This window comes from Clostridium sp. (assembly GCF_051654825.1).
Lineage (GTDB): Bacteria > Bacillota > Clostridia > Clostridiales > Clostridiaceae > Clostridium.
The window spans coordinates 24,496-43,098 of sequence record NZ_JBOFYU010000291.1 but is presented as its reverse complement, the minus strand read 5'-3'; the positions used below and the strand labels follow the sequence as shown (position 1 = coordinate 43,098).

Here is an 18,603-nt window from a genome sequence, read left to right as displayed (position 1 = left end):
TCTCCTTATATAGAATCAAGGGTATATAAACGCCCTCCGGTCGCCCCTGATTCTATATATTTTTTATGCTATGCCTTAAGTAATCCGATCGACCGAAACGCTTGGCTCTTTAGATATTTTCTCTCTTGTCGAATTTATCTAGCCTAGCATAAAAAAACGTTTCTCTATACTATCTAGTATTAGGGTGCTCTTTCCTCTCTCCCTCACACTTGGCTCTTTTAAGTCTGCATTATATAACCTTGGCTACTTTTAAATAAAGGGTATGATATGCTATCTAAAGCTGTATCACACCCTGATTTATATATTTATTCAAGGCATACACTCCCTACATGGTCTATAACCTTTTTTTGCTCCTTCTTGCCTTGTTTGGACTTCGTAACTCCGGTTAGTCAGTAGTGTACATGAGTCTCTATGATAATATGGTAGCCCATCTATATTTTGTAAATAATATTTAGCTCCTTTATATACTCTCGCCCCACCTATTGCATAATAGTTATACACTTCATTAGATATGCCTATAGGATAGCCTTGGAAAAATACCATCATCCCTATATCATCTACTGTGTTATACCAATCTTCTTCCTCAATTTGTGGGATAGCAAACATATAATCTATACCCATTTGTCTAGCCATTGTATTATGATTATTAATATAATAATTTAGATCATTCTTCACCTTATCAACGATACATTTACGTCTTGTACTCTCAAATGTTTCTAAATCACTAAGAATTTGTGTCCCTACTACTGGGGCTAAATCCTTTCTTTTTCCTTCATAAAATCTATTATTATTACTGTCATAAACACTTAAATAATCATCCATTGTAAACATATAGATATATCCATCAGCTTCATAAGTAAAATATTGTTTAGGCTGCCACACCTTTTCTATTACTTTCTGTCCTTGCTTTTCAAACTCCTCACTTGAATATATATAATATCCGTCTCGATCTATTACACAAATTACTGGAATATAAGAGTCTAGTATTCCTTTTTGAGTAGTATTTTCTAAAGCATTAAAATTAAGAAATAGGCTATCATAAAATGTCTCTATTGCTTTTTCCTTATTAATAATAGGCTTCTTGGAGTCCCCTCCTACTTCTATTAGCTGAGACACTCCATCATCAACAGCTGTATCTAATGCTCTATTTAATTCTATTCTCTTTTTTTCACCTAGCTTCATATTATCTATTTTTAAATCTAATGTTAAAGAAAAAGGAATGACTACAAATAAAAATATAAGTGCTAAATCAGTTATTTTCATTTCGTATCATCCCTCCATAATTCACTATAATCTTTTCCGTTTTAAAATTTCCTTTATATATCATATCTTGTAACCTTGTCGCTACAGTTTTATTAATATTATGTACTTTCACATTAAACATATCTTCTTGCGAAAAATAATAGACTCCATCATCTGTAAGTTTCTGTAATATATCATCATTGTGAATATATTGGTAGTTCGTTTCATATGAACCTTGGAATACATTACTTTCATCATATATAGGATCATACTTTTTTCGATAATGCTCCATTTGTATTCTATAAACATTCCCCGTAGCTGTTAATTGACCATTGAACTCTGTATACATTTCTCTAGTAATGTAACCTAATGCTCTTACTGAATCAACAAATTCAGTTGTTTCACTTAATACAACGACTTGGGAAATATCATCTATCCTTTGAAAGTTATCTAGTATTGGATAGCCAAACATAATAACAACTGCTACTATTATAGCTACGACATTACTTAAAACATTATCAGCCCCCATCCTATTTCTCCTTTCTTAATTTTTATAGTAATAAACCTTATTAACTTTCCCATCTATAATTTCAATTTCTCTTCTATACTGTCCTTTAAAATCTATTTTATATAAATCAATCCTAGTTATATCAATATTTGCATTTAATACATATCCATCTATTTCTATATCTGTTTCTAACCCTTTATATATCGCATTTAGTATATCCCCACCAGTAGCATACTTCATACTTGGTGGGGATTCTTTTTGCGATATAGTCCTTTCTTGATTATAGTATTTTAAGTTTATATATAATCTATTTAATGAAGTGAACATACTTATGTATAATGAAATAGCACTTATAAACACTAAAACACCTAAAATCTTTAATAGTACTCTATTCGCATTTTCCATAGCTTTATTGTTGTGTAAATGTTAATCTATCTATTACATCATTTGCATCACGAGTAACACTTCCTTTAAATTTACCGGATGGATTAATGTATTTATTAGATTTAGGGTCTGTTGTATCACTTGCTGTTCCACTTGCACCATTGTTGTACTCTGTTGTTGATTTTTTAGTTACAACTTCAATAGTAACAGGATCATTTTTGAATTTGCTAATTAGTGATACAACTTCATTACCACTTACTTCCATACCCTCATATACTGTATATTCACTCTCTAAGATGTTTGTATTAATTTTATCTACCTTACTTACAGCTAACTTGGCTGTATTTTGCCCTTGATTTAGAATAATAAATCCTATTGTAATTACTGCTAGTGTAATTACTACACCTGCTCCCATTATTAGTGCTTTCATTGAATTATCCATAATTTAAACTCCTCCTAATTTCTACATTATAGTTTCCATTTGTGTTACATAAACACTTAAATAGTTTATACTTGACAGTACCATAGGTATTAATAAATATAATATTACTGACAATGTTAATGGTGAAAAAGAGATCATACTCCCTATTGAACTTTTATTTCTTATCATAATTTCATTATCTTGTTTTCTTTTATCAGAATAATAAATACGATCTGCTTTCAAAGTATCAAACGCTTGTAATACACCTATTCTTTCACTTGCTGATTGTAAGTTTTCTACTACTCGTATAAACGGGGTAAAACTTTCATCTTTCTTCAATTCCTCTAGTGCCTTATTATCATCTGCTTCAAAATTCATAATGCACTTTCTGATAGAATCTTTAAATATTGAAGAGAATTGTTCTAACCATTCTAATATGTTATCTACCGTAATTCGTTCTACATGCATTAACATAAGCAATATTGAATGAAATTGAAATACCTCCTCTTCCATAGCCATTTCAATTAGTTTTTTTCTAAAAGCTAATATCAAATAAGGTATACTATAGAAAATTAACGCTACAATAAATGCAAGTATTAAATGTATCCATTTAAAATAGTACTTATTATATTTTTCAATTTTCCCCAAGATTCTTTCAGCAGACTCCTTAGCCACTTTTTTATCCGTTATATCTCCTTTCTCTAAAATTTTCTTTTCTATTTTTTCGTAACTAAGATTTTCTTGCCCCTTGTACTCCAAAATATAAGTTCTATCTATATTCATCAACGTATCTATTGAATATACGCTGTGAACAGCTTTGTAATCCTCTAATCCTATTGGTAAAGTGATTAGATTATTTTTATTAATGTTAATTGCATTAATTACTATCAATATACTTAATAAAAATCCACTTATTGCATAAAGCATCCTTTTTAGGTAGAAATATTCTACTTTGGCTTTTGTTCCTGTCGTTTTCATCATAGCTTGGATCTTTAGTACCTCATTGTACTTCTTATTCATAACATTAGTTACAAGCCTTTTTATCAAAGAAATCTTTAATAATTTCTCTTCTATAAATGAAAAATAATTGACTTCATAATATGGACTTTTAAGCTTACCAACAACATAGTATGCTGTAATTGAAGTTAGAAATAGTATTATATCTGCTATAAGTCCATAGGCTCCTTTATAATAAATTTCTAACTCCGGCATATAGGTCATTCCCCATAATTCGATTAACTTAACAAGGAATATCGGTGCAATAGCAATATAACTCAATCCCATAAAGTTATTTCTTATCTTTTCCCTTTTTAATATTTCAACGTTTAGTTCCTCTTTTAAATAATTAAGATTTGTTAAAAATAATGATTGCTGCTCTACTTCTTTATCGCCAAACTTAACAACCGTATAGCAAAGAGATAAAAATGTTTTCAAGAATTTATTGGGTGCTTTCTCATAATAATTATTGATTGCTGTATCTATATCATCACTTATTAAAGCTTGGTGCATTTCATTGATATGCTGTGCTATTTCATAATCACATAACTCCACCGTATCGTATAATGCTTCTTCTACCATTTCATGTTGATGATATAAATGTCTAATATCTCCTATAGCTTTTTCTAACTGTTTCATCAGCCTATCATCAGCCTTGATAATTAATGATGAAAATACCTCTTCATGAATTACATAGACTATTACTATTGAAATAAAAATAAAATATAAGCTATTTGAAGAGAGAAGTAATACAATTAAACAAATTGCTGCAATCCCACTACTCATATATGCTAATTGCATAGTTCGTCTACAAATTGTCCAATTATCTACAACCTCAACTAACTCTATTCTTCTTCTGATCCTTGAAAGATACTTACTAGGTAAAGTATATTTATTTAAAATTACATACGAATTGTAGAAAAAATCATTCCGAGAGCTTTTAATTAAGCTTTTCTTTATACGGGGATTCTTTTTTGCATAAGTAAAGACATATATAATTAAAAAAATTGAACATACTATTAATATAATAAGTATTGCTAATAATACATTAGTGTTCATTATCCCCCTCCCATTCCTTAAGGAATTTTCTAAACCCCTCTAAATCTTCTTTTGATAATTTACTCTCTATTGCTGCAATACTCTTTTGACTTATCGGGTGTGCAAATTCATATTTTGCATCTTTCCATACTACAATATCTCTTGTCTCAAAAGTTTTTCGATTAGTTACCCTTGTAAAATATTGTTCCATCGTCTGCATGAATTTTGCCATTCTTTCTTCATGTGTTGTAGCATTTAGATAATCTTGTGAGTATTCTTCTTCTACTGGAACTACCTCTGTGATACGCTCTAAATATCTATGCCCTTCGGGAGTTATACTTAAATGTATATCAAAGTTAATTCCTTCTACAGCCTGTTTCTCTGCTACAAATTCATTTGTGAATCCACCACATTGTAATAGTGCATTTCTTGTCCACTCTATTAAAGATCGTGTTGTAATGGCATGGTGTGTAAAGATAGTAAATAATGATGCTACTTGTCCCATTTGAATCATCCAACTTGCAACAGGGGCCTGTGCAATCTCTCCTAGTATATTTACTGCTCCATCTGTTTTTTTCTGTAAATCCAATCCTTCTTGACCACTTATAGTAGGTGTTTCTCTAAATGAAACTATATTTCTCAATGGATATAGCTTTCTTAGATGTAATTCAAACGCCATTTCTTGTAGTCGTAAAGTCAGTCTACTATCAATAAATTTAACGGCACTCATTATAAATGTAGTTTTCCCTGTCCCTTGCTGTCCCGTAACTGCAATTCTTCTATGTCCTTTTAAAAAGTACTTAATTGCTGTAATTGGTATCTCTTTATTTTCATCTACTAGAAGTTCCTCAATCGTAACTTCCTTAATATTGTCTAGCTTTCTTACAAAGAATACCCACGATTCACAAAATGGTGGTCTTGCTACTACAACTCGTGATCCATCTTTCATTTCATTTACTTTGTATCCATTTGATTCAGATAACTGCCCTGGGGAGTTATACTTGTAAATATTTTTACATACCCTTTTCAAGTCATTTTCATTCTTAAAGCTTAAGAATCTTAAGTGTACTGTCTTTCCTTTGAAAAATATCCAAATAGACTCATAGTTTGTTGGAGTTCCTTCCTTAATCATCAAATTATTAAACATTTCTGCCGGAATCCCTGATACTCCTCCTGAAACACCATCTATATTCATATCTCGTATTTCATCTATAACAGAAAAACCTTTATATGATTGATAGACTCTTTGAACAAGAATGTTTATTTTATCTTCAAAATACAGTACCTTCTTCTCTTTTCGATAAATATCGTGTATTTCTTCTGCTGTTACAAAATAACAACTATTGCCATTTTCATTTCTTACCCTATCCAAGCCATACTTTTTAAAAATCTCTATTAAAGCGTCCTTATCATATTGCTTTTTATATAGATATAATAAAATATCAAATTTGTCTTGAACGGTTAGACTTGTAATCTCTTCAAAAGGGATAATACGCTCTATTTTTTCATCATCTAACTTATAATCATTAATTAGCATATCTTTTATAAGGTCTTTAATATAAGCCTTTGAATCCTTATCCCCATAAGCACACATTTTCAATGCTGTTCTTATCTTTGTTTTATTCTTTAATCGTTTTTCATACTCTTCTTTTGATACTTTTACTTCATGTAGATTGGTTTTTAAAATATTATTGAAACTTTCTTTTACATACTCTAAGATCGGCTCAAATTTATATATTTCTTCTTGTTCTTCTTCGACTACTTGCTCCTTATTAGGCTTTAGATAAAAATATATTCCTACTCCTGCTACTGCTACTATTAAAATAATTAAAATTATATTTAGCATTTAATCACCCTACTTGCTTGTATGCTAAGTTAATATTAATATTTTTATGGGTAAGAATAGTTTTTACTAAATTGTCTACCTGATCCATAAAGAAATAATTTTCATCCTTTTTAGTAGCCTTAATATTTTTCAAGAAGAAGTCTATTACCTTACTATCATTGCAACTATCCATAAATTGAGCATTATGTGGTACTGCTGCTATTACATTTTTAACCCCATAACGTCTCTTAATATTTTTGATATTGTACTTAGATTTTTCTTCATAGTTCCCAATTACATAAACCATCTTATCTTCATAGTCTTTCAATTTTGGACTATTAAATGTCTTATCAAGAACTTCTATATTTTGATTGATATTAACTACAATCACATCACTACTATCCAGTAGATATTTTTGATACATTAAGTTAGTATGGTGCATGTCTATAAGTGTTACATCATAGTATCTATTTACACTTTCTACTAAACTCCCTATTCTATCACTTATTGTATTAACAAATATTTCACCGTTATTTTGCCTTGTAGATGGTAACAAGTCTAATCGACCATTCAAAATATTTAATGTAAAGTCATTAGCTTTTTGATCTGAACCATACTGTAACTCTCTTAAGAATGTATCTATATTTGCATTGGATATATTCTTAAGTTCATTCTCTACAAAATCCTTTTCTAAAAGCATTCTTTCTAAACGATTAAATTTTGCCTGTGTGTCCATAACACCTATTTTCATGGTATATTTTAAAGCCATCGTAATTGCACTTGCTGTAACATTACTTGTAACACTTGTTTGTCCCATTGCTTCACTTATAAAAGTAACTATCATAACTCTTTACCCCTCTCTATTTTTTTAATTTTTTTGGCTAAGATTTTAGGGTCCTGTTCAAATTCAATCTTTTCAACTACTCCTCTTAGCATTTGCTTAAATCCCTGAGGTAAAGTTTTGAAATCTACTTCATTGTAATATTGTAGTTTTATTTTATTTTCAAGTTCATTACTATTTAGATAGAGAAAATACTCTTCTATAGTATTATGCGTTGATCCTAAGATTAAATCTAAGTATTCTTTTGTAATCTTAGTATCTACAATGTCTCTAAAAACCTTTATATATTCTCTTAGTATCTGCTGTTTATCAAGCATTTCTTTCAACTGCAAAATACTCTTCTTTTGAATATCTGTAACCATAAAATTTAAATCTGTCTCAAACAGTTGTGATTTAAATTGATTATCATATCCAAAATTTATTAAAATTAAATCATACTCTTGCTCTTGAAAATGTTCTTCATTAAAGAATATATCTATATCATTTAATGTTATTACTTCTTGTCCATCATCTTCAAAATAGAACTTAAGATCACCTGTTAAATCTATCATGCTAACCGATTTGTCTAGCTTTTTTAAAAAAGTTGCAAGATAAATCATAATATCTTCTGTATCTTTTCCAAAAAATCCTATCCTTTTAATAGAAGTCATTTGGCAATACCTCGCTCTCTCCTGAAACATTGCTATCTTCTTGAGCTTCCTCATACTCTACAAACACATCATTATAAGTGATAGGCTCATAAACCACTTCCGGCATAATTTCAATACGTTTATCTAAAGACTCTCTTAAGCTTCTTGCTAATTCATTTGATGCTTTTTCAATTATATTCGGGTCCCTCTCGATGATATCTATAACCTCTCTATTAGGAATATATGTTACCTGTGATGGTGATTGACCACCATCTACATAAGTTACTGTATATAACATGGCTCCCTTTACTAAATAAGCATCTACAATACCACTACTAACTCTTAATATCTCCTCTGCATCTAAATGACAATATATAATGTTTCTTTCTTTATCCACTTCCTGTATCTTTTTCTTTGGTAAGACAATATAATCCTCACCATTAGGGAATCTTATTCTTACATCTACATACTGTCCTTGCTGTAGATTTCTTGGAAGATAGATCATATTAAACTCTTCTTCCCTTGTAGAATCCTTAATTTCATCTTTAGATACCATATGTTTCATTACCGGCACCCCTTGTACTAAGTTAGTACTAGCATATTTCCCAAAATCTTCTTCATTGATATACTTATCAGTAGCTACACTACTTACTATTTCAACCTTTTCAAACATTTCTTTTTCAAGTTTGGTACCATACTTTAAATTACTAAGAGGTAAATATGTAACAACTCTTGCAACTTCTTTTTGTAAAGACTCAATTTCAGCTTCATATTCTTTAATTACCTCTGTATTTTTCACATTAATATATGCTACTCCTCCAACCCCTGTTGCCACAAGAATACCTACACCTGCTATAATTCCTGCTGTAACAACCTTCTTTTTCTTTCTATTATGAGATTTCACAAACCCCATGTCATCACTCCTTCCTAAATATCTTAAATACATCAAATTTCTTTTTTCTTTCTTCTTTCATTCCTAATGTACCTTTGTACAGTCTTTCTATAGAATTATCTATAATAAATGGATTGCTTATAGTTCCAATGCTTAGAATAGGATTTTTAATATCATTTTTTAAATCTGATAACATTTCTTTTTCTAAAAAAGGAACTATGTACATCCAATTATTTTTTTTATCAAATTCTTTATTCTTACTATGGAAATTTAATAGTTTATGTACTTTCCAATCAATAGCATGACCTACAATATATTGTCTGTCACACCTTATAAATTCTTCAAATCCAATACATTCATCAAACGCTCCAAAATCTATTATTAAAAATTCGTATTGTGGCTTATATTGAATTAAAAAGTCTGCTATATCTAAGTTGTAGTAATAATCAACTCCCTTATAGCTAAATTGATTTCTTTTGGATTCGTCTAACGCTTGATGAATAAATCTTAATGATTTACTATTTACTTCTAATACTGCCACCTTAAATTCTTTTACTAAGATATTAGCAAGTGCCAAAGCATTATGTGTTACTCCAACTCCACTTTCTGATCCAATTACGCCTATAACTGCATTTGATAATGTAATATATTGTGTTTTTACATTTTCTCTTCTATTAGTGGCTACTTCTAAATCTAATTGCTTATTTAAGATATTGTTAGGAGTTATTTCTTTTACTACTTTTAAGAACTTAGTATCAAAAATCTCTTTATTAACCGTGATACTGTATGCAAATTCTTCTCCTTCATCTTCTAATTCTTGTAACTTAATAATGTAATCCTGTTGTATCTTGTATTGTTCAATAAACTTATCAATACGGCATGATGGATTACATCTATTAAATACAAACCATATAGGAATACCCAATTTATTTAAATCTCGTAACACTTCAATAGATACATTTAAATTTTCAGGGTCTACGACTCCTATTATCATATCCAGTTCATTTAATATCTCTCGTGCATATATATTTTCAATTTCACTACCAATGTCGATAATACTAATCAAACTATTTTTTACTGGTGAATACAGTAATTTCAACATATGGTTATAATGCCACTCAGGGATATCATATGAATTATTTGGTACAATAAATGAAATATTTTTATATGTATTGCTTCTATTTGTCTCCACTCTTTTCCCTTCATATATTCCATGATGAAATGAGTAAAAGTCTTTTATTTGCTTATCTAACTCTAAACTTTCATAGAGTTTGCCTTTATGCGTTTGCATCAAAGTTGTAATTATCTCATGCTCACTAATCATTTTGGCTAAGTTTAAAGCTATAAATGTTGATCCGGCACAATCATTAAGATTTATAATACCTATGCTCTTACTAGCAATACTGCTATATCTTTCTTTTATTACCTCTACTTCTTTTTCCTTAATAATCTCCTGAATGACCGGTACTTCTTTTATCACCTCTACTTCACGATTTACAACCTTAACGCTGCCCTCTTCTTGTTTATCTTGGTTATCTACTTTCTTTCCTTCCTGTAATTCTAAAAAGGGCTTTACCTTCTCTTCTATCTCTTTAAAATCACCTCTAAAAATTAATCCTTTTATCTGCTTCTTCTTAAATAGTTGTATAGCTTCATCTTTATAGTCTATTTTTTCATCCACTATAGCTAAGTCGTATTCATTGTAGAGTATGCTATCTCTTAACACATCAATACTCTCTATGTAGGTTACTGTAGAATCAGCGAATGAACACTTTAATTTTTCAAAGGACATTTTAGACTTTAAACAACATGCAATCCACATGATTTCACATCCTATTTAGCTTGATTTTATTTTTCTTCTTCACTTGGTGAAGCGTTTTTACTAGTTCTTTAATAGTTCTAATAGCTGATTGATCGATTTTTTCTAGTTCTGTAAGCATCTCAATAACCTCTTTAGTTTCAGTGTTCATATCTCACCTCTTGTAGTACGACTTTGTTATACTTTATAATATTATACGACATTATCGTTGTAGTCAATATTAATTTGTCGTATAATACTACTTTGTCGTAAATAGCTATTTGTTTATATAAATATTTTTAATAGAGGTGATAACAATGAATATAAGATTAAAAGAACTAAGACACTATCTAGGGCTTACTCAGTATGAGTTCGGAAAAAGTATTTTTTTAAGCCAAGGACAAATCTCTATTTTAGAACTCGGAAAAGCTACTATTACTCAACGTACAATTCATTTAGTGTGTATTAAATATAAAGTAGATAAACATTGGCTTCTTACTGGTCAAGAACCCATGTTTAAAACTCCTACCGTTATTGAATCTCTATAATTTAAAATAAAAAAGATGGTCTTTGTATAATACAAAAACCATCTTTTTTATTTTAGTTATCTTCTGCGTTTAGCTTTTTATATTTGTCTGATCGTTGCAACTTTTTTATCATTTCTTTTATGTTGCACTTTTCTTCTTCTGACAGTTGACTGATTTTTTCAGCTACATCTTTGATATTAGTCATGTTTCCCCTCCATATACACACCTTTTTTATATGTTTATAATAAAAAGGTCTATAGCAGTATACTCCTATAGACCTTTCAAACATCCATTTCTAAAATCTACTTGCTGTACCCCTACTCTTTAACACCTGTTTATATTCATTATCGTTGTCAAAATCTCTGTCATTATCTCCATTGGTCACTAATCGCACTTCCCCATTTCTTATATCGTCGTGAGCCTTTTCACACTTAATACTTTCAATTAATTTTGTTTCTTTTATTTCTCTTTCTTCACATATTCTGTTTTTATTTTTCCAGTACTTATATTGAACCTTCTCAATTAATGCTGGATTGTTTGCTCTCTGTGTAATTATATATTTAGTATTCTTTAATGACATCACTTCTTCTGGGAACATCAATTTCCTACTTGTATAACTTATACTGTTTGATTTACTAGAAAGTATTAACCCCTTATTAGATTGGCTCTTACCATTAACACTTATCGTTTTATTTCCTAATGTTTTAGAACAATACTCTGCTGTAAATGTATCATTAACCCCTAAATAAACCCTTGTATCACATTGAGATACAATATTTTCCCAACCATCCTTATATACATCTTTCATCTGTGCCAATGACTGCCATATCATCATAGGGTATATTCTTCGACCTCTCATAGTCCCTAGCATTTCTTTCATACCTGATATTTTCCCTATATTCGCCATTTCCTCTATGATAAAATAAACAGGATTTGGCAATTTATTTTTGTGGTCATATGCTGTTTTATATAATCGTTTAAATATAGTATTAATTGTTAAATTAATAATTGGAGAGAACGTTTTGTCACTATCTGACATAAAAATAAATAATGCAATTGGCTTTTCTTTTTTTAATCCTAACTGGCTAATATCTATAGTTGTAGTAGCTGTAATATTATTTACTTCCTCAATCGCAAAATATTTTAATTTGCCTGCTAATCCTCCTAATATACTAGCTGCCGTATTATCACTTTTACATATTAATAAAAAGTTTCTCCATAATTGCAAGGCTGCTCCTGTTACATTGTTCTCAAAATACTCCCTTGACTTATACATATCAATAGCCCCTTCTTCATTACATAATTCAGTTGTAAGAAATGTAAGGACCTCTTTAAAAACATGCTTATCCTTTGGCTTAGTCTGTTTAATTGCTCCTATTAATGCCCCTAGAGCCTGTCCTTCTTGTTCTCCCCAAAAGCCGTCTCCTTTACCCCCTCCGGTTGAAGCTTCTACACTAGAAATATATCCTTCACTTATCTCCATCAATTCTTTTTCTGTCTCCATGAACTCTATACAGTTTAATGTATCTCCATACTTCAAGTGAATAAAATCTAAAACTCTTACATCATACCCTTGTTCTTCTAAGTAATTAGCTGTTAAACAATATAATTCTGATTTAGGGTCTGTAACAATAATGTCCGGCATTTCGCCGTTCCCCTTCTTTTTATATATATAGGGCAAATGAAATAAGTTTGGTAATACGAACCCTGTTGTTTTAATTGATCCTGGGGACCCTAAAACAGTCATTTGCATATTTAACTCACCCTTAACAGGATGATATAAACCTTCCATTCCTAGCTTATATTCTTTATCCTCTTTACTTGACCCTAAAAACCATCCTATTTTATCATCCCCATAGTTCTCATTCTTCTCTTTAACTGTCTGAAATCTTGATGTACCATGAGAACCATATCCCGTTTCATCTACATACTTTTTATCCTTTTTCATATTTCTATAGATTGTGTTAGTACAAAAAGATATGATCCCTACTCCTATAACAAACCAACCAAAAAAGTTATACATATTAGGCTCTAAAAACTCTAAAAAAGTTTCAATAGATGCTAACCCCAAAAAATAGTCTTTATTAAAATGTTTTATTCCTAATGTATATACTTCTATCCACTCTCTTACAGTTGTAACCAATAGTACAACAATCATGAAATATAATAAATACCCTATTGCTGCTATTCCTATTTTAATTTTTTTCTTCATGCTATTACCTCTCCACCCCTCTATAATTTTCACTCGTCTTTTCTTCATGCCCTTTCCTTTCTCCTTTTGGAGAAGAAAATCTATTTCCCTTTTTATGCTTTATTTTTTCTTTTCCTCCCTCCTTCTCTAGTCTGCTAATAAAATTAGCAATTGCTCTACTTGTATCTTTTACGGCTTCTCTAACTTCCACTTTCTCATGTATATGATATTTAACATCTTTTTCAAATTCTTTTCTTGCTATTTCTTTCATATCATTTATATCCTGTGGAAATTTAAAGTATATTCTTTTATATCCCCTTTCTCCCTTTATATCGGACACGCCTTTAATAATTACATGTACATGGGGATGTCCGTCTGACTCATGTATACTGGCTATCCAATCTAATTTAATCCCTCTACTTTGTTCGTACTTTTTCAATGTCTCTCTTAGTAAATCTTTATAATCTTTTCCACTTCTCTTATAAGCATCATAATCTACCTGTCTTAATGAAAATACCATCTTATGTCCTTTTATAGCTGCATGATGCCTTAAAGATTTATTTTCATCTATCCTTTTTAAAAAATCTTTATAATCAGCATGATCCTCATCTCTACCAAAGAACCCTTTTTCCTCCTGCTTATCCCTAGACCTAAACCCTACATATTTTGCATGTGCTTCTAATTTTCCTTTATCTTTTATTCCTCCTAAATGCTTCATCACGATAACACTATTTGACATATTACCTCCTAAAAGTCTGATTTTGATGTGCTAAATCTATCATCCCTTTTTAAAGTTTTACTCTTATTGGTAAAGTAATCTACTCCATCAGTTCTTAATCTGTTAAATATATCTGCAATATCTTTTTCATAATAATCCTCTAAGAAGTATGCCAATCCGACTAATATCATTGAAGCATCTAGTCCTGTTCTCCCTAGCATACTTGATAAATGGCTATCTACCTTGGCTAACTTTTCATCTAGCATTTTTTCTAATTCTGAATCTTGAAGTACCTTCTTTTCTTCAAACCTCTGTATGTACTCTTGTAGTGCTGCATCGTATTCCTCTTTGATTTTTGTACCTTTCTGCTTAGATATAGATTTCATTTTCTCATGTAACGCTTCTGAAACTCTTGCGTGTGTTTCACCCATTTTCTACCTCCGTTAACGTATTGATATTCACAAAATAATTATATCACAGCACAAAGTTAACATTCAATTATATAGTAGTTAACAGAGTTTTTTGAGTGCGTAAGCACTCTTTAGAGTAGGTGTTAACCACTCTTTATCCTGCCCTACGGGGTTTTTGAGCGAAGTGAGAAAATCCCGTCCCTTTTTTTTTAACCTCCCCCATACATAGCACTCCCCTAAATCGAAAACATTTGGCATCCATAGGGGGTGAATTTTCTTTTTGACCATAGTTACAACGCTCTTTGCTGTAAGTATGATCAAAATGAAAAGAGGTGGAACGCCTATACTCTCCTCCTTGAACCTACCCCAAATTTTCTTTTTAGGGGGTGAATTTAATTTGGGATATGGCGCAACGTTCTTTGTTGCTCCGTAGTCCTAATTGAAGAGGTGGAACGCCTATACTCTTCTTCTTGAACTTACCCCAAATTTTCTTTTTAGGGGGTGAATTTAATTAGGATTATGGCCACAACGTTCTTTGTTGCTGCTATAGTCCTAATTAAAGAGGTGGAACGCCTAAGGACCCTCGTACAAGCTTTAAAAGATTTAATGAAAGTCAAAAGTGTTTTTCTTTTGGCTTTCATTAAATCTTTGCTTGGACAACTCCTGCTAAACAAAATAAATCTTTTTAATAATTTTATCTACGCCTTAAGCATCTACTCTTTATATCTCTAGCTGCTAAAACATGTATAAATATTTACAGAACTACATTATACTATATCGAACTACAATTCTAACATTTAAATAACTTGATTTATATATTTTGTATTACATCAAACTACATCAAACTACAATTCTAGCATTTAAATAATCTAATTTATGTATTTTTGTATTGTATTAAACTATATTACACTACATCATACTACAATTATAATGTTTTAATGCCCTAATTTATATATTTTTACACTACACTGTAGTGTAAACTAATTTTTGCATTTAAATTAAAACCACAATACACTACAACACACTATATTGTATTGTATTGTAGTGTATTGTGGTTTTTTTACTTTAGTATGTATTTATATACTCTCTGCTGCTATCAATACTTTTCTAAAAGCTACATTTTTCTTTCGTTCCCCTTATATAGAATCAAGGGTATATAAACGCCCTCCGGTCGCCCTTGATTCTATATATTTTTTATGCTACGCCTTAAGTAATCCGACCGACCGAAACGCTTGGCTCTTTAGACTTTTTTCCTCCATCGAATTTATCTAGCCTAGCATAAAAAAACGGCTCTCTATATTATCTAGTATTGGGGTTCTCTCTCCTCTCTCCCTCACACTTGGCTCTTTTCAAAAACTTTTTCATCCTACCAATTTATAAAAAGTGCTAATTTAATCAACAACCCTATACACATTACACTTAATGTAAATAACCCTAAATTTTCTCTTTGTTGCTCTCTATTTATGTTTTGACCTTGTTTACTAATCATGTTACAATTATCTCCAATACAATTTTTTTGTTTTAAGTAGCCTTAGAGGTGCGAACTCTTTGGCTACTTTTTTTATTGATTTTTCTATACTAATCTATGTATTTGTCCCTTAAATGACATTATTTTAGTCTTATACTCTTCTTCTAGCTTTATATACTCCCTCATAAGTGTATCCATTCTATTATTATATTTTTCATCCTTACGTTTATTTCTTCCTGACCTTCCAGTAACAACCCAACTTGGATTATTTGCCTTGGCTGACAACTGATTAATATACCATTTATAATATCTTTTCTTATAAGATTGTAACCATTTCTTAAGCCTATACTCTATTTCCTTATGCTCTATCCCCTGCAATAGCTCTATAATTGCTTGATTACAAGACATTAGATATCCTTGTAACTCTTTTTGGTGATCCCGTTCCTCCGTTCTAAATAACCAATGCCCGTCATTTTCTCTTTTTGAAAGTTCTTTACTTACTATATAAGTTTCTATATCATTTATATTTATTTCAGGATATTTAATATTAGAAGATTCTTTATCCTTCATGGCTTCTTCTGTAATACTAGAAATAAATTTTCTCCTAGCTTCTGAATCCTTGGCATACCATAACTCTTGATACTTGCTCCATCTAAACCCATTAGCCTTTAAATGCTCTAAAATTTCTTTATTAGGCTTTTCTTCAAACTTAATTTCAATCCCTTTTTTCTCATGATTTAAATAAACTTGAATCATTTTCCCTCCTTACTGAACGCCTTTAGGCGTTCAGTTTTATTAATTTTTTTAATTGTCTTGCTTGGTCATATGTATAATTTAAAGCAAAATCTTCTAAATCTCCCCACCCTAAAACCTTTAAAAGGTCTCTTACTTTTTCAATATCAAGCTCTATGTATGCTGTACAACTCTCAAATTCAACTGTATGCCACATTGTATAGTAATTATCTCCACCATCTATATATAACTCATCCCACTCTTCAGGGGTAAAATCTTCATTTAAACATGGCATATCACAATAATACTTTTCTCCTCCCTCATATACATACCCTTCCTCTAAAACTGCCTTTCCACATTTGCAACAAATTCTCATTCTCTAGTCCTCCTTATTAACTAAAGGCTATGTAATAGCCTTTAGTTTGAAATTTTATAAAATAGTGACTTACTTCCTAACTGCTTATAAGCACATTCAATCCATTCTTTCGACTGGCTCAATATTTTTGAGTACTTATGTGTTACTCCGTTTCTTTCCTCCTCTATATATAGAGAATCAAAATTTATTGTTTCCCACCCCTCACCGATTAACAAAGGCTGATTAGGAGTAAAAATCACTTCCCTTATATATCTTTTCCTACCTATTTTTACTTCTAAATATAAACACTCTTCATACTGTGCGTAATTTGATATATAGTAATCAACTAATGTAATTTTTGCTGTTGTAATACCTGTTAGCCCATCATAGAAAACAATCGTGTATTTTTTGCCCTCTTCTAATTTTAATTCTCTAAAATTCATCTTTTGCCCTCCTTGGACGCTTAAGCTGTTAAGCGTCCCTCTCTATTTTTTTGAGTCTTTACTTTATCACTTCCGTATTTTTCCCTTATTTCATCTAGTGTTTGCTTTCCTCTGCCACTTGATTTATACTTGTCAGCCCTCCAATACCATGCAGCCTTTTTACTAGCCCAAAAGAATCCTGCTTCTTTTAATATGTCTTTGTACTCTTTTGTATTGCCTGTAACCCAAACCCAATTTCCAATGATTTCTATACTGATTCCTTCGCACCTTACAATCTTATTAATAATATCCTTGAAATCATCTGCCATTTCTTGTGTTTTATATTTATTGTGTTTATTCTTTAACTCATTGAAAAGTATGTCATACTCATTATTGATAGTCTTAATTATCTCCTCGTCCCCGTCTGCATTGTCAGGGTGATATTTGATAACTAACTTTCTATATTCTTTTTTTAGTTCCTCTAATGTATTTATATTTTTTAAGTATTTCATTTACTTTTCTCCTTTCGTCTCTCGCTCCCTTAACTTAACTTTATTATATCATTTTAGTTTAAGTAAATCAACCTAGATAGCGCGAAATAGTTTAAGTAAATCAACTTTGTTTATAATACACAAGTAATATAAGTATTTTTTATTTATTTTTAGTTTAAGTAAAACAACAAATTTGCTTGACTTATTTTTATATTTATGTTAAAATAAATTATAGTGATATAGCGTACACCCTTACTTACTAATGATAAAGGGGGTGATACCCTTGAAAGAAGAAAAAAACCCCCTTTCCGTAGAAAGGGGGGGATAGTATGAAAGATAATAAGAATTTGAAAGCTATAAAGCAATTCATTCTTAAAAAGCTAAAAGAGTTCTCAATAGTATTATTAAGAACTCTCATAGCAAAAATTATCGTAGAATTACTATTTAAATTTATCTAATTCGCAGTTAGATAAATTTATGAATCTTTTATAAGGGTGATACGCTGTATCACTTATTTTTATTATATCAGAATTTATCAAAAAATCAAGTAGTATCAAGGCTTTAGCTTTGCAAAGGTGGACATTTTAAAATTTTTTAGTGCCTTTCTAAAAAATTTTAAAATACTACCTTTTCAAAGAGAACTAATTACACTTTTGCCCTGCTCCTCACCATACGGTGAGGGGCTTGGCTCACGCCGAGTGTCGCCGAAGGCAAG

At 30.5% G+C, this 18,603-nt stretch carries 22 protein-coding genes; 2 read left to right on the top strand and 20 right to left on the bottom strand.

The genetic code is table 11. The annotated features are described in order from the left end of the window. Nucleotides 1-309: 309 nt before the first annotated feature. Genes ACRDBA_RS17725 through ACRDBA_RS17675 form a run of 11 tightly spaced genes read right to left on the bottom strand, consistent with a single transcriptional unit; the run spans nucleotide 310 to nucleotide 10,746 of the window. Complete coding sequence (locus ACRDBA_RS17725; protein ID WP_438574260.1) at nucleotides 310-1,263, bottom strand: hypothetical protein; 954 nt, start codon at nucleotides 1,261-1,263, stop codon at nucleotides 310-312. After that, nucleotides 1,250-1,771, bottom strand: coding sequence for a hypothetical protein (locus ACRDBA_RS17720; RefSeq protein ID WP_438574259.1), 522 nt, complete (start codon nucleotides 1,769-1,771; stop codon nucleotides 1,250-1,252). The genes ACRDBA_RS17725 and ACRDBA_RS17720 overlap by 14 nt, the downstream gene beginning before the upstream one ends. A gap of 15 nt (nucleotides 1,772-1,786) precedes the next feature. Further along, nucleotides 1,787-2,155 carry a hypothetical protein gene (locus ACRDBA_RS17715; RefSeq protein WP_438574258.1) on the bottom strand — a complete coding sequence of 123 codons (369 nt, stop codon included), beginning with the start codon at nucleotides 2,153-2,155 and terminating at the stop codon, nucleotides 1,787-1,789. 4 nt (nucleotides 2,156-2,159) lie between these two features. Further along, nucleotides 2,160-2,576 carry a hypothetical protein gene (locus ACRDBA_RS17710; protein ID WP_438574257.1) on the bottom strand — a complete coding sequence of 139 codons (417 nt, stop codon included), beginning with the start codon at nucleotides 2,574-2,576 and terminating at the stop codon, nucleotides 2,160-2,162. A 21-nt stretch (nucleotides 2,577-2,597) separates the two neighbouring features. Beyond that, on the bottom strand, nucleotides 2,598-4,610 hold the full coding sequence (locus ACRDBA_RS17705; protein WP_438574256.1) for a hypothetical protein: 2,013 nt from the start codon (nucleotides 4,608-4,610) through the stop codon (nucleotides 2,598-2,600). After that, on the bottom strand, nucleotides 4,600-6,435 hold the full coding sequence (locus tag ACRDBA_RS17700) for a pilus assembly protein CpaF (RefSeq protein WP_438574255.1): 1,836 nt from the start codon (nucleotides 6,433-6,435) through the stop codon (nucleotides 4,600-4,602). The genes ACRDBA_RS17705 and ACRDBA_RS17700 overlap by 11 nt, the downstream gene beginning before the upstream one ends. Nucleotides 6,436-6,439: 4 nt before the next feature. Next, nucleotides 6,440-7,258 (bottom strand): hypothetical protein, encoded by an 819-nt coding sequence (locus ACRDBA_RS17695; protein ID WP_438574254.1) that lies wholly within the window; start codon nucleotides 7,256-7,258, stop codon nucleotides 6,440-6,442. Beyond that, on the bottom strand, nucleotides 7,255-7,905 hold the full coding sequence (locus ACRDBA_RS17690; protein ID WP_438574253.1) for a hypothetical protein: 651 nt from the start codon (nucleotides 7,903-7,905) through the stop codon (nucleotides 7,255-7,257). The genes ACRDBA_RS17695 and ACRDBA_RS17690 overlap by 4 nt, the downstream gene beginning before the upstream one ends. Further along, a complete protein-coding gene (locus ACRDBA_RS17685; RefSeq protein WP_438574252.1) occupies nucleotides 7,892-8,797 on the bottom strand; it encodes a hypothetical protein in 906 nt (301 codons plus the stop codon). The genes ACRDBA_RS17690 and ACRDBA_RS17685 overlap by 14 nt, the downstream gene beginning before the upstream one ends. Before the next feature lie 4 nt (nucleotides 8,798-8,801). Beyond that, entirely contained in the window at nucleotides 8,802-10,598 is a 1,797-nt protein-coding gene (locus ACRDBA_RS17680) for a hypothetical protein (RefSeq protein WP_438574251.1), read from the bottom strand. 4 nt (nucleotides 10,599-10,602) lie between these two features. Beyond that, a complete protein-coding gene (locus ACRDBA_RS17675) occupies nucleotides 10,603-10,746 on the bottom strand; it encodes a hypothetical protein (protein WP_438574250.1) in 144 nt (47 codons plus the stop codon). Nucleotides 10,747-10,891: 145 nt separating this feature from the next. Here ACRDBA_RS17675 and ACRDBA_RS17670 point away from each other — a divergent pair, with 145 nt between their 5' ends. Next, complete coding sequence (locus tag ACRDBA_RS17670) at nucleotides 10,892-11,122, top strand: helix-turn-helix domain-containing protein (RefSeq protein WP_438574249.1); 231 nt, start codon at nucleotides 10,892-10,894, stop codon at nucleotides 11,120-11,122. 52 nt (nucleotides 11,123-11,174) lie between these two features. On the opposite strand, the gene ACRDBA_RS17665 is transcribed toward ACRDBA_RS17670, so the two are convergent. The 9 genes from ACRDBA_RS17665 to ACRDBA_RS17625 form a co-directional block, all read right to left on the bottom strand. Further along, nucleotides 11,175-11,306: a hypothetical protein gene (locus ACRDBA_RS17665; RefSeq protein WP_438574248.1), complete on the bottom strand. Its 132-nt coding sequence runs from the start codon at nucleotides 11,304-11,306 to the stop codon at nucleotides 11,175-11,177. A 90-nt stretch (nucleotides 11,307-11,396) separates the two neighbouring features. Continuing rightward, complete coding sequence (locus ACRDBA_RS17660; protein WP_438574247.1) at nucleotides 11,397-13,313, bottom strand: VirD4-like conjugal transfer protein, CD1115 family; 1,917 nt, start codon at nucleotides 13,311-13,313, stop codon at nucleotides 11,397-11,399. A gap of 4 nt (nucleotides 13,314-13,317) precedes the next feature. After that, the gene (locus ACRDBA_RS17655) at nucleotides 13,318-14,031 is read right to left on the bottom strand and encodes a hypothetical protein (RefSeq protein ID WP_438574246.1); all 714 of its coding nucleotides are present in this window, start codon (nucleotides 14,029-14,031) and stop codon (nucleotides 13,318-13,320) included. An 8-nt stretch (nucleotides 14,032-14,039) separates the two neighbouring features. Continuing rightward, nucleotides 14,040-14,441, bottom strand: coding sequence for a hypothetical protein (locus tag ACRDBA_RS17650; protein WP_438574245.1), 402 nt, complete (start codon nucleotides 14,439-14,441; stop codon nucleotides 14,040-14,042). Nucleotides 14,442-15,786: 1,345 nt separating this feature from the next. Continuing rightward, complete coding sequence (locus tag ACRDBA_RS17645) at nucleotides 15,787-15,909, bottom strand: hypothetical protein (protein ID WP_438574244.1); 123 nt, start codon at nucleotides 15,907-15,909, stop codon at nucleotides 15,787-15,789. Nucleotides 15,910-15,993: 84 nt separating this feature from the next. Next, the gene (locus ACRDBA_RS17640; RefSeq protein WP_438574243.1) at nucleotides 15,994-16,644 is read right to left on the bottom strand and encodes a hypothetical protein; all 651 of its coding nucleotides are present in this window, start codon (nucleotides 16,642-16,644) and stop codon (nucleotides 15,994-15,996) included. A 22-nt stretch (nucleotides 16,645-16,666) separates the two neighbouring features. Continuing rightward, on the bottom strand, nucleotides 16,667-16,996 hold the full coding sequence (locus tag ACRDBA_RS17635; RefSeq protein WP_438574242.1) for a hypothetical protein: 330 nt from the start codon (nucleotides 16,994-16,996) through the stop codon (nucleotides 16,667-16,669). A 41-nt stretch (nucleotides 16,997-17,037) separates the two neighbouring features. Continuing rightward, nucleotides 17,038-17,418, bottom strand: a complete 381-nt coding sequence (locus ACRDBA_RS17630) for a hypothetical protein (RefSeq protein WP_438574241.1) — start codon at nucleotides 17,416-17,418, stop codon at nucleotides 17,038-17,040. A 20-nt stretch (nucleotides 17,419-17,438) separates the two neighbouring features. Further along, nucleotides 17,439-17,909: a DnaJ domain-containing protein gene (locus ACRDBA_RS17625; RefSeq protein WP_438574240.1), complete on the bottom strand. Its 471-nt coding sequence runs from the start codon at nucleotides 17,907-17,909 to the stop codon at nucleotides 17,439-17,441. Between the two features lie 308 nt (nucleotides 17,910-18,217). Between ACRDBA_RS17625 and ACRDBA_RS17620 the strand changes: the two genes are divergently transcribed. Continuing rightward, nucleotides 18,218-18,346: a hypothetical protein gene (locus ACRDBA_RS17620; RefSeq protein ID WP_438574239.1), complete on the top strand. Its 129-nt coding sequence runs from the start codon at nucleotides 18,218-18,220 to the stop codon at nucleotides 18,344-18,346. The last annotated feature ends 257 nt before the right edge of the window (nucleotides 18,347-18,603 follow it).

Coding starts and splice junctions, on each gene's coding strand:
- ACRDBA_RS17680 (WP_438574251.1), bottom strand. CDS start 10,598: ATGTGGATTGCATGTTGTTTAAAGTCTAAAATGTCCTTTGAAAAATTA.
- ACRDBA_RS17690 (WP_438574253.1), bottom strand. CDS start 7,905: ATGACTTCTATTAAAAGGATAGGATTTTTTGGAAAAGATACAGAAGAT.
- ACRDBA_RS17670 (WP_438574249.1), top strand. CDS start 10,892: ATGAATATAAGATTAAAAGAACTAAGACACTATCTAGGGCTTACTCAG.
- ACRDBA_RS17705 (WP_438574256.1), bottom strand. CDS start 4,610: ATGAACACTAATGTATTATTAGCAATACTTATTATATTAATAGTATGT.
- ACRDBA_RS17655 (WP_438574246.1), bottom strand. CDS start 14,031: ATGTCAAATAGTGTTATCGTGATGAAGCATTTAGGAGGAATAAAAGAT.
- ACRDBA_RS17710 (WP_438574257.1), bottom strand. CDS start 2,576: ATGGATAATTCAATGAAAGCACTAATAATGGGAGCAGGTGTAGTAATT.
- ACRDBA_RS17635 (WP_438574242.1), bottom strand. CDS start 16,996: ATGAGAATTTGTTGCAAATGTGGAAAGGCAGTTTTAGAGGAAGGGTAT.
- ACRDBA_RS17620 (WP_438574239.1), top strand. CDS start 18,218: ATGAAAGATAATAAGAATTTGAAAGCTATAAAGCAATTCATTCTTAAA.
- ACRDBA_RS17695 (WP_438574254.1), bottom strand. CDS start 7,258: ATGATAGTTACTTTTATAAGTGAAGCAATGGGACAAACAAGTGTTACA.
- ACRDBA_RS17640 (WP_438574243.1), bottom strand. CDS start 16,644: ATGATTCAAGTTTATTTAAATCATGAGAAAAAAGGGATTGAAATTAAG.
- ACRDBA_RS17700 (WP_438574255.1), bottom strand. CDS start 6,435: ATGCTAAATATAATTTTAATTATTTTAATAGTAGCAGTAGCAGGAGTA.
- ACRDBA_RS17625 (WP_438574240.1), bottom strand. CDS start 17,909: ATGAAATACTTAAAAAATATAAATACATTAGAGGAACTAAAAAAAGAA.
- ACRDBA_RS17660 (WP_438574247.1), bottom strand. CDS start 13,313: ATGAAGAAAAAAATTAAAATAGGAATAGCAGCAATAGGGTATTTATTA.
- ACRDBA_RS17675 (WP_438574250.1), bottom strand. CDS start 10,746: ATGAACACTGAAACTAAAGAGGTTATTGAGATGCTTACAGAACTAGAA.
- ACRDBA_RS17720 (WP_438574259.1), bottom strand. CDS start 1,771: ATGGGGGCTGATAATGTTTTAAGTAATGTCGTAGCTATAATAGTAGCA.
- ACRDBA_RS17685 (WP_438574252.1), bottom strand. CDS start 8,797: ATGGGGTTTGTGAAATCTCATAATAGAAAGAAAAAGAAGGTTGTTACA.
- ACRDBA_RS17725 (WP_438574260.1), bottom strand. CDS start 1,263: ATGAAAATAACTGATTTAGCACTTATATTTTTATTTGTAGTCATTCCT.
- ACRDBA_RS17665 (WP_438574248.1), bottom strand. CDS start 11,306: ATGACTAATATCAAAGATGTAGCTGAAAAAATCAGTCAACTGTCAGAA.
- ACRDBA_RS17630 (WP_438574241.1), bottom strand. CDS start 17,418: ATGAATTTTAGAGAATTAAAATTAGAAGAGGGCAAAAAATACACGATT.
- ACRDBA_RS17645 (WP_438574244.1), bottom strand. CDS start 15,909: ATGATTAGTAAACAAGGTCAAAACATAAATAGAGAGCAACAAAGAGAA.
- ACRDBA_RS17650 (WP_438574245.1), bottom strand. CDS start 14,441: ATGGGTGAAACACACGCAAGAGTTTCAGAAGCGTTACATGAGAAAATG.
- ACRDBA_RS17715 (WP_438574258.1), bottom strand. CDS start 2,155: ATGGAAAATGCGAATAGAGTACTATTAAAGATTTTAGGTGTTTTAGTG.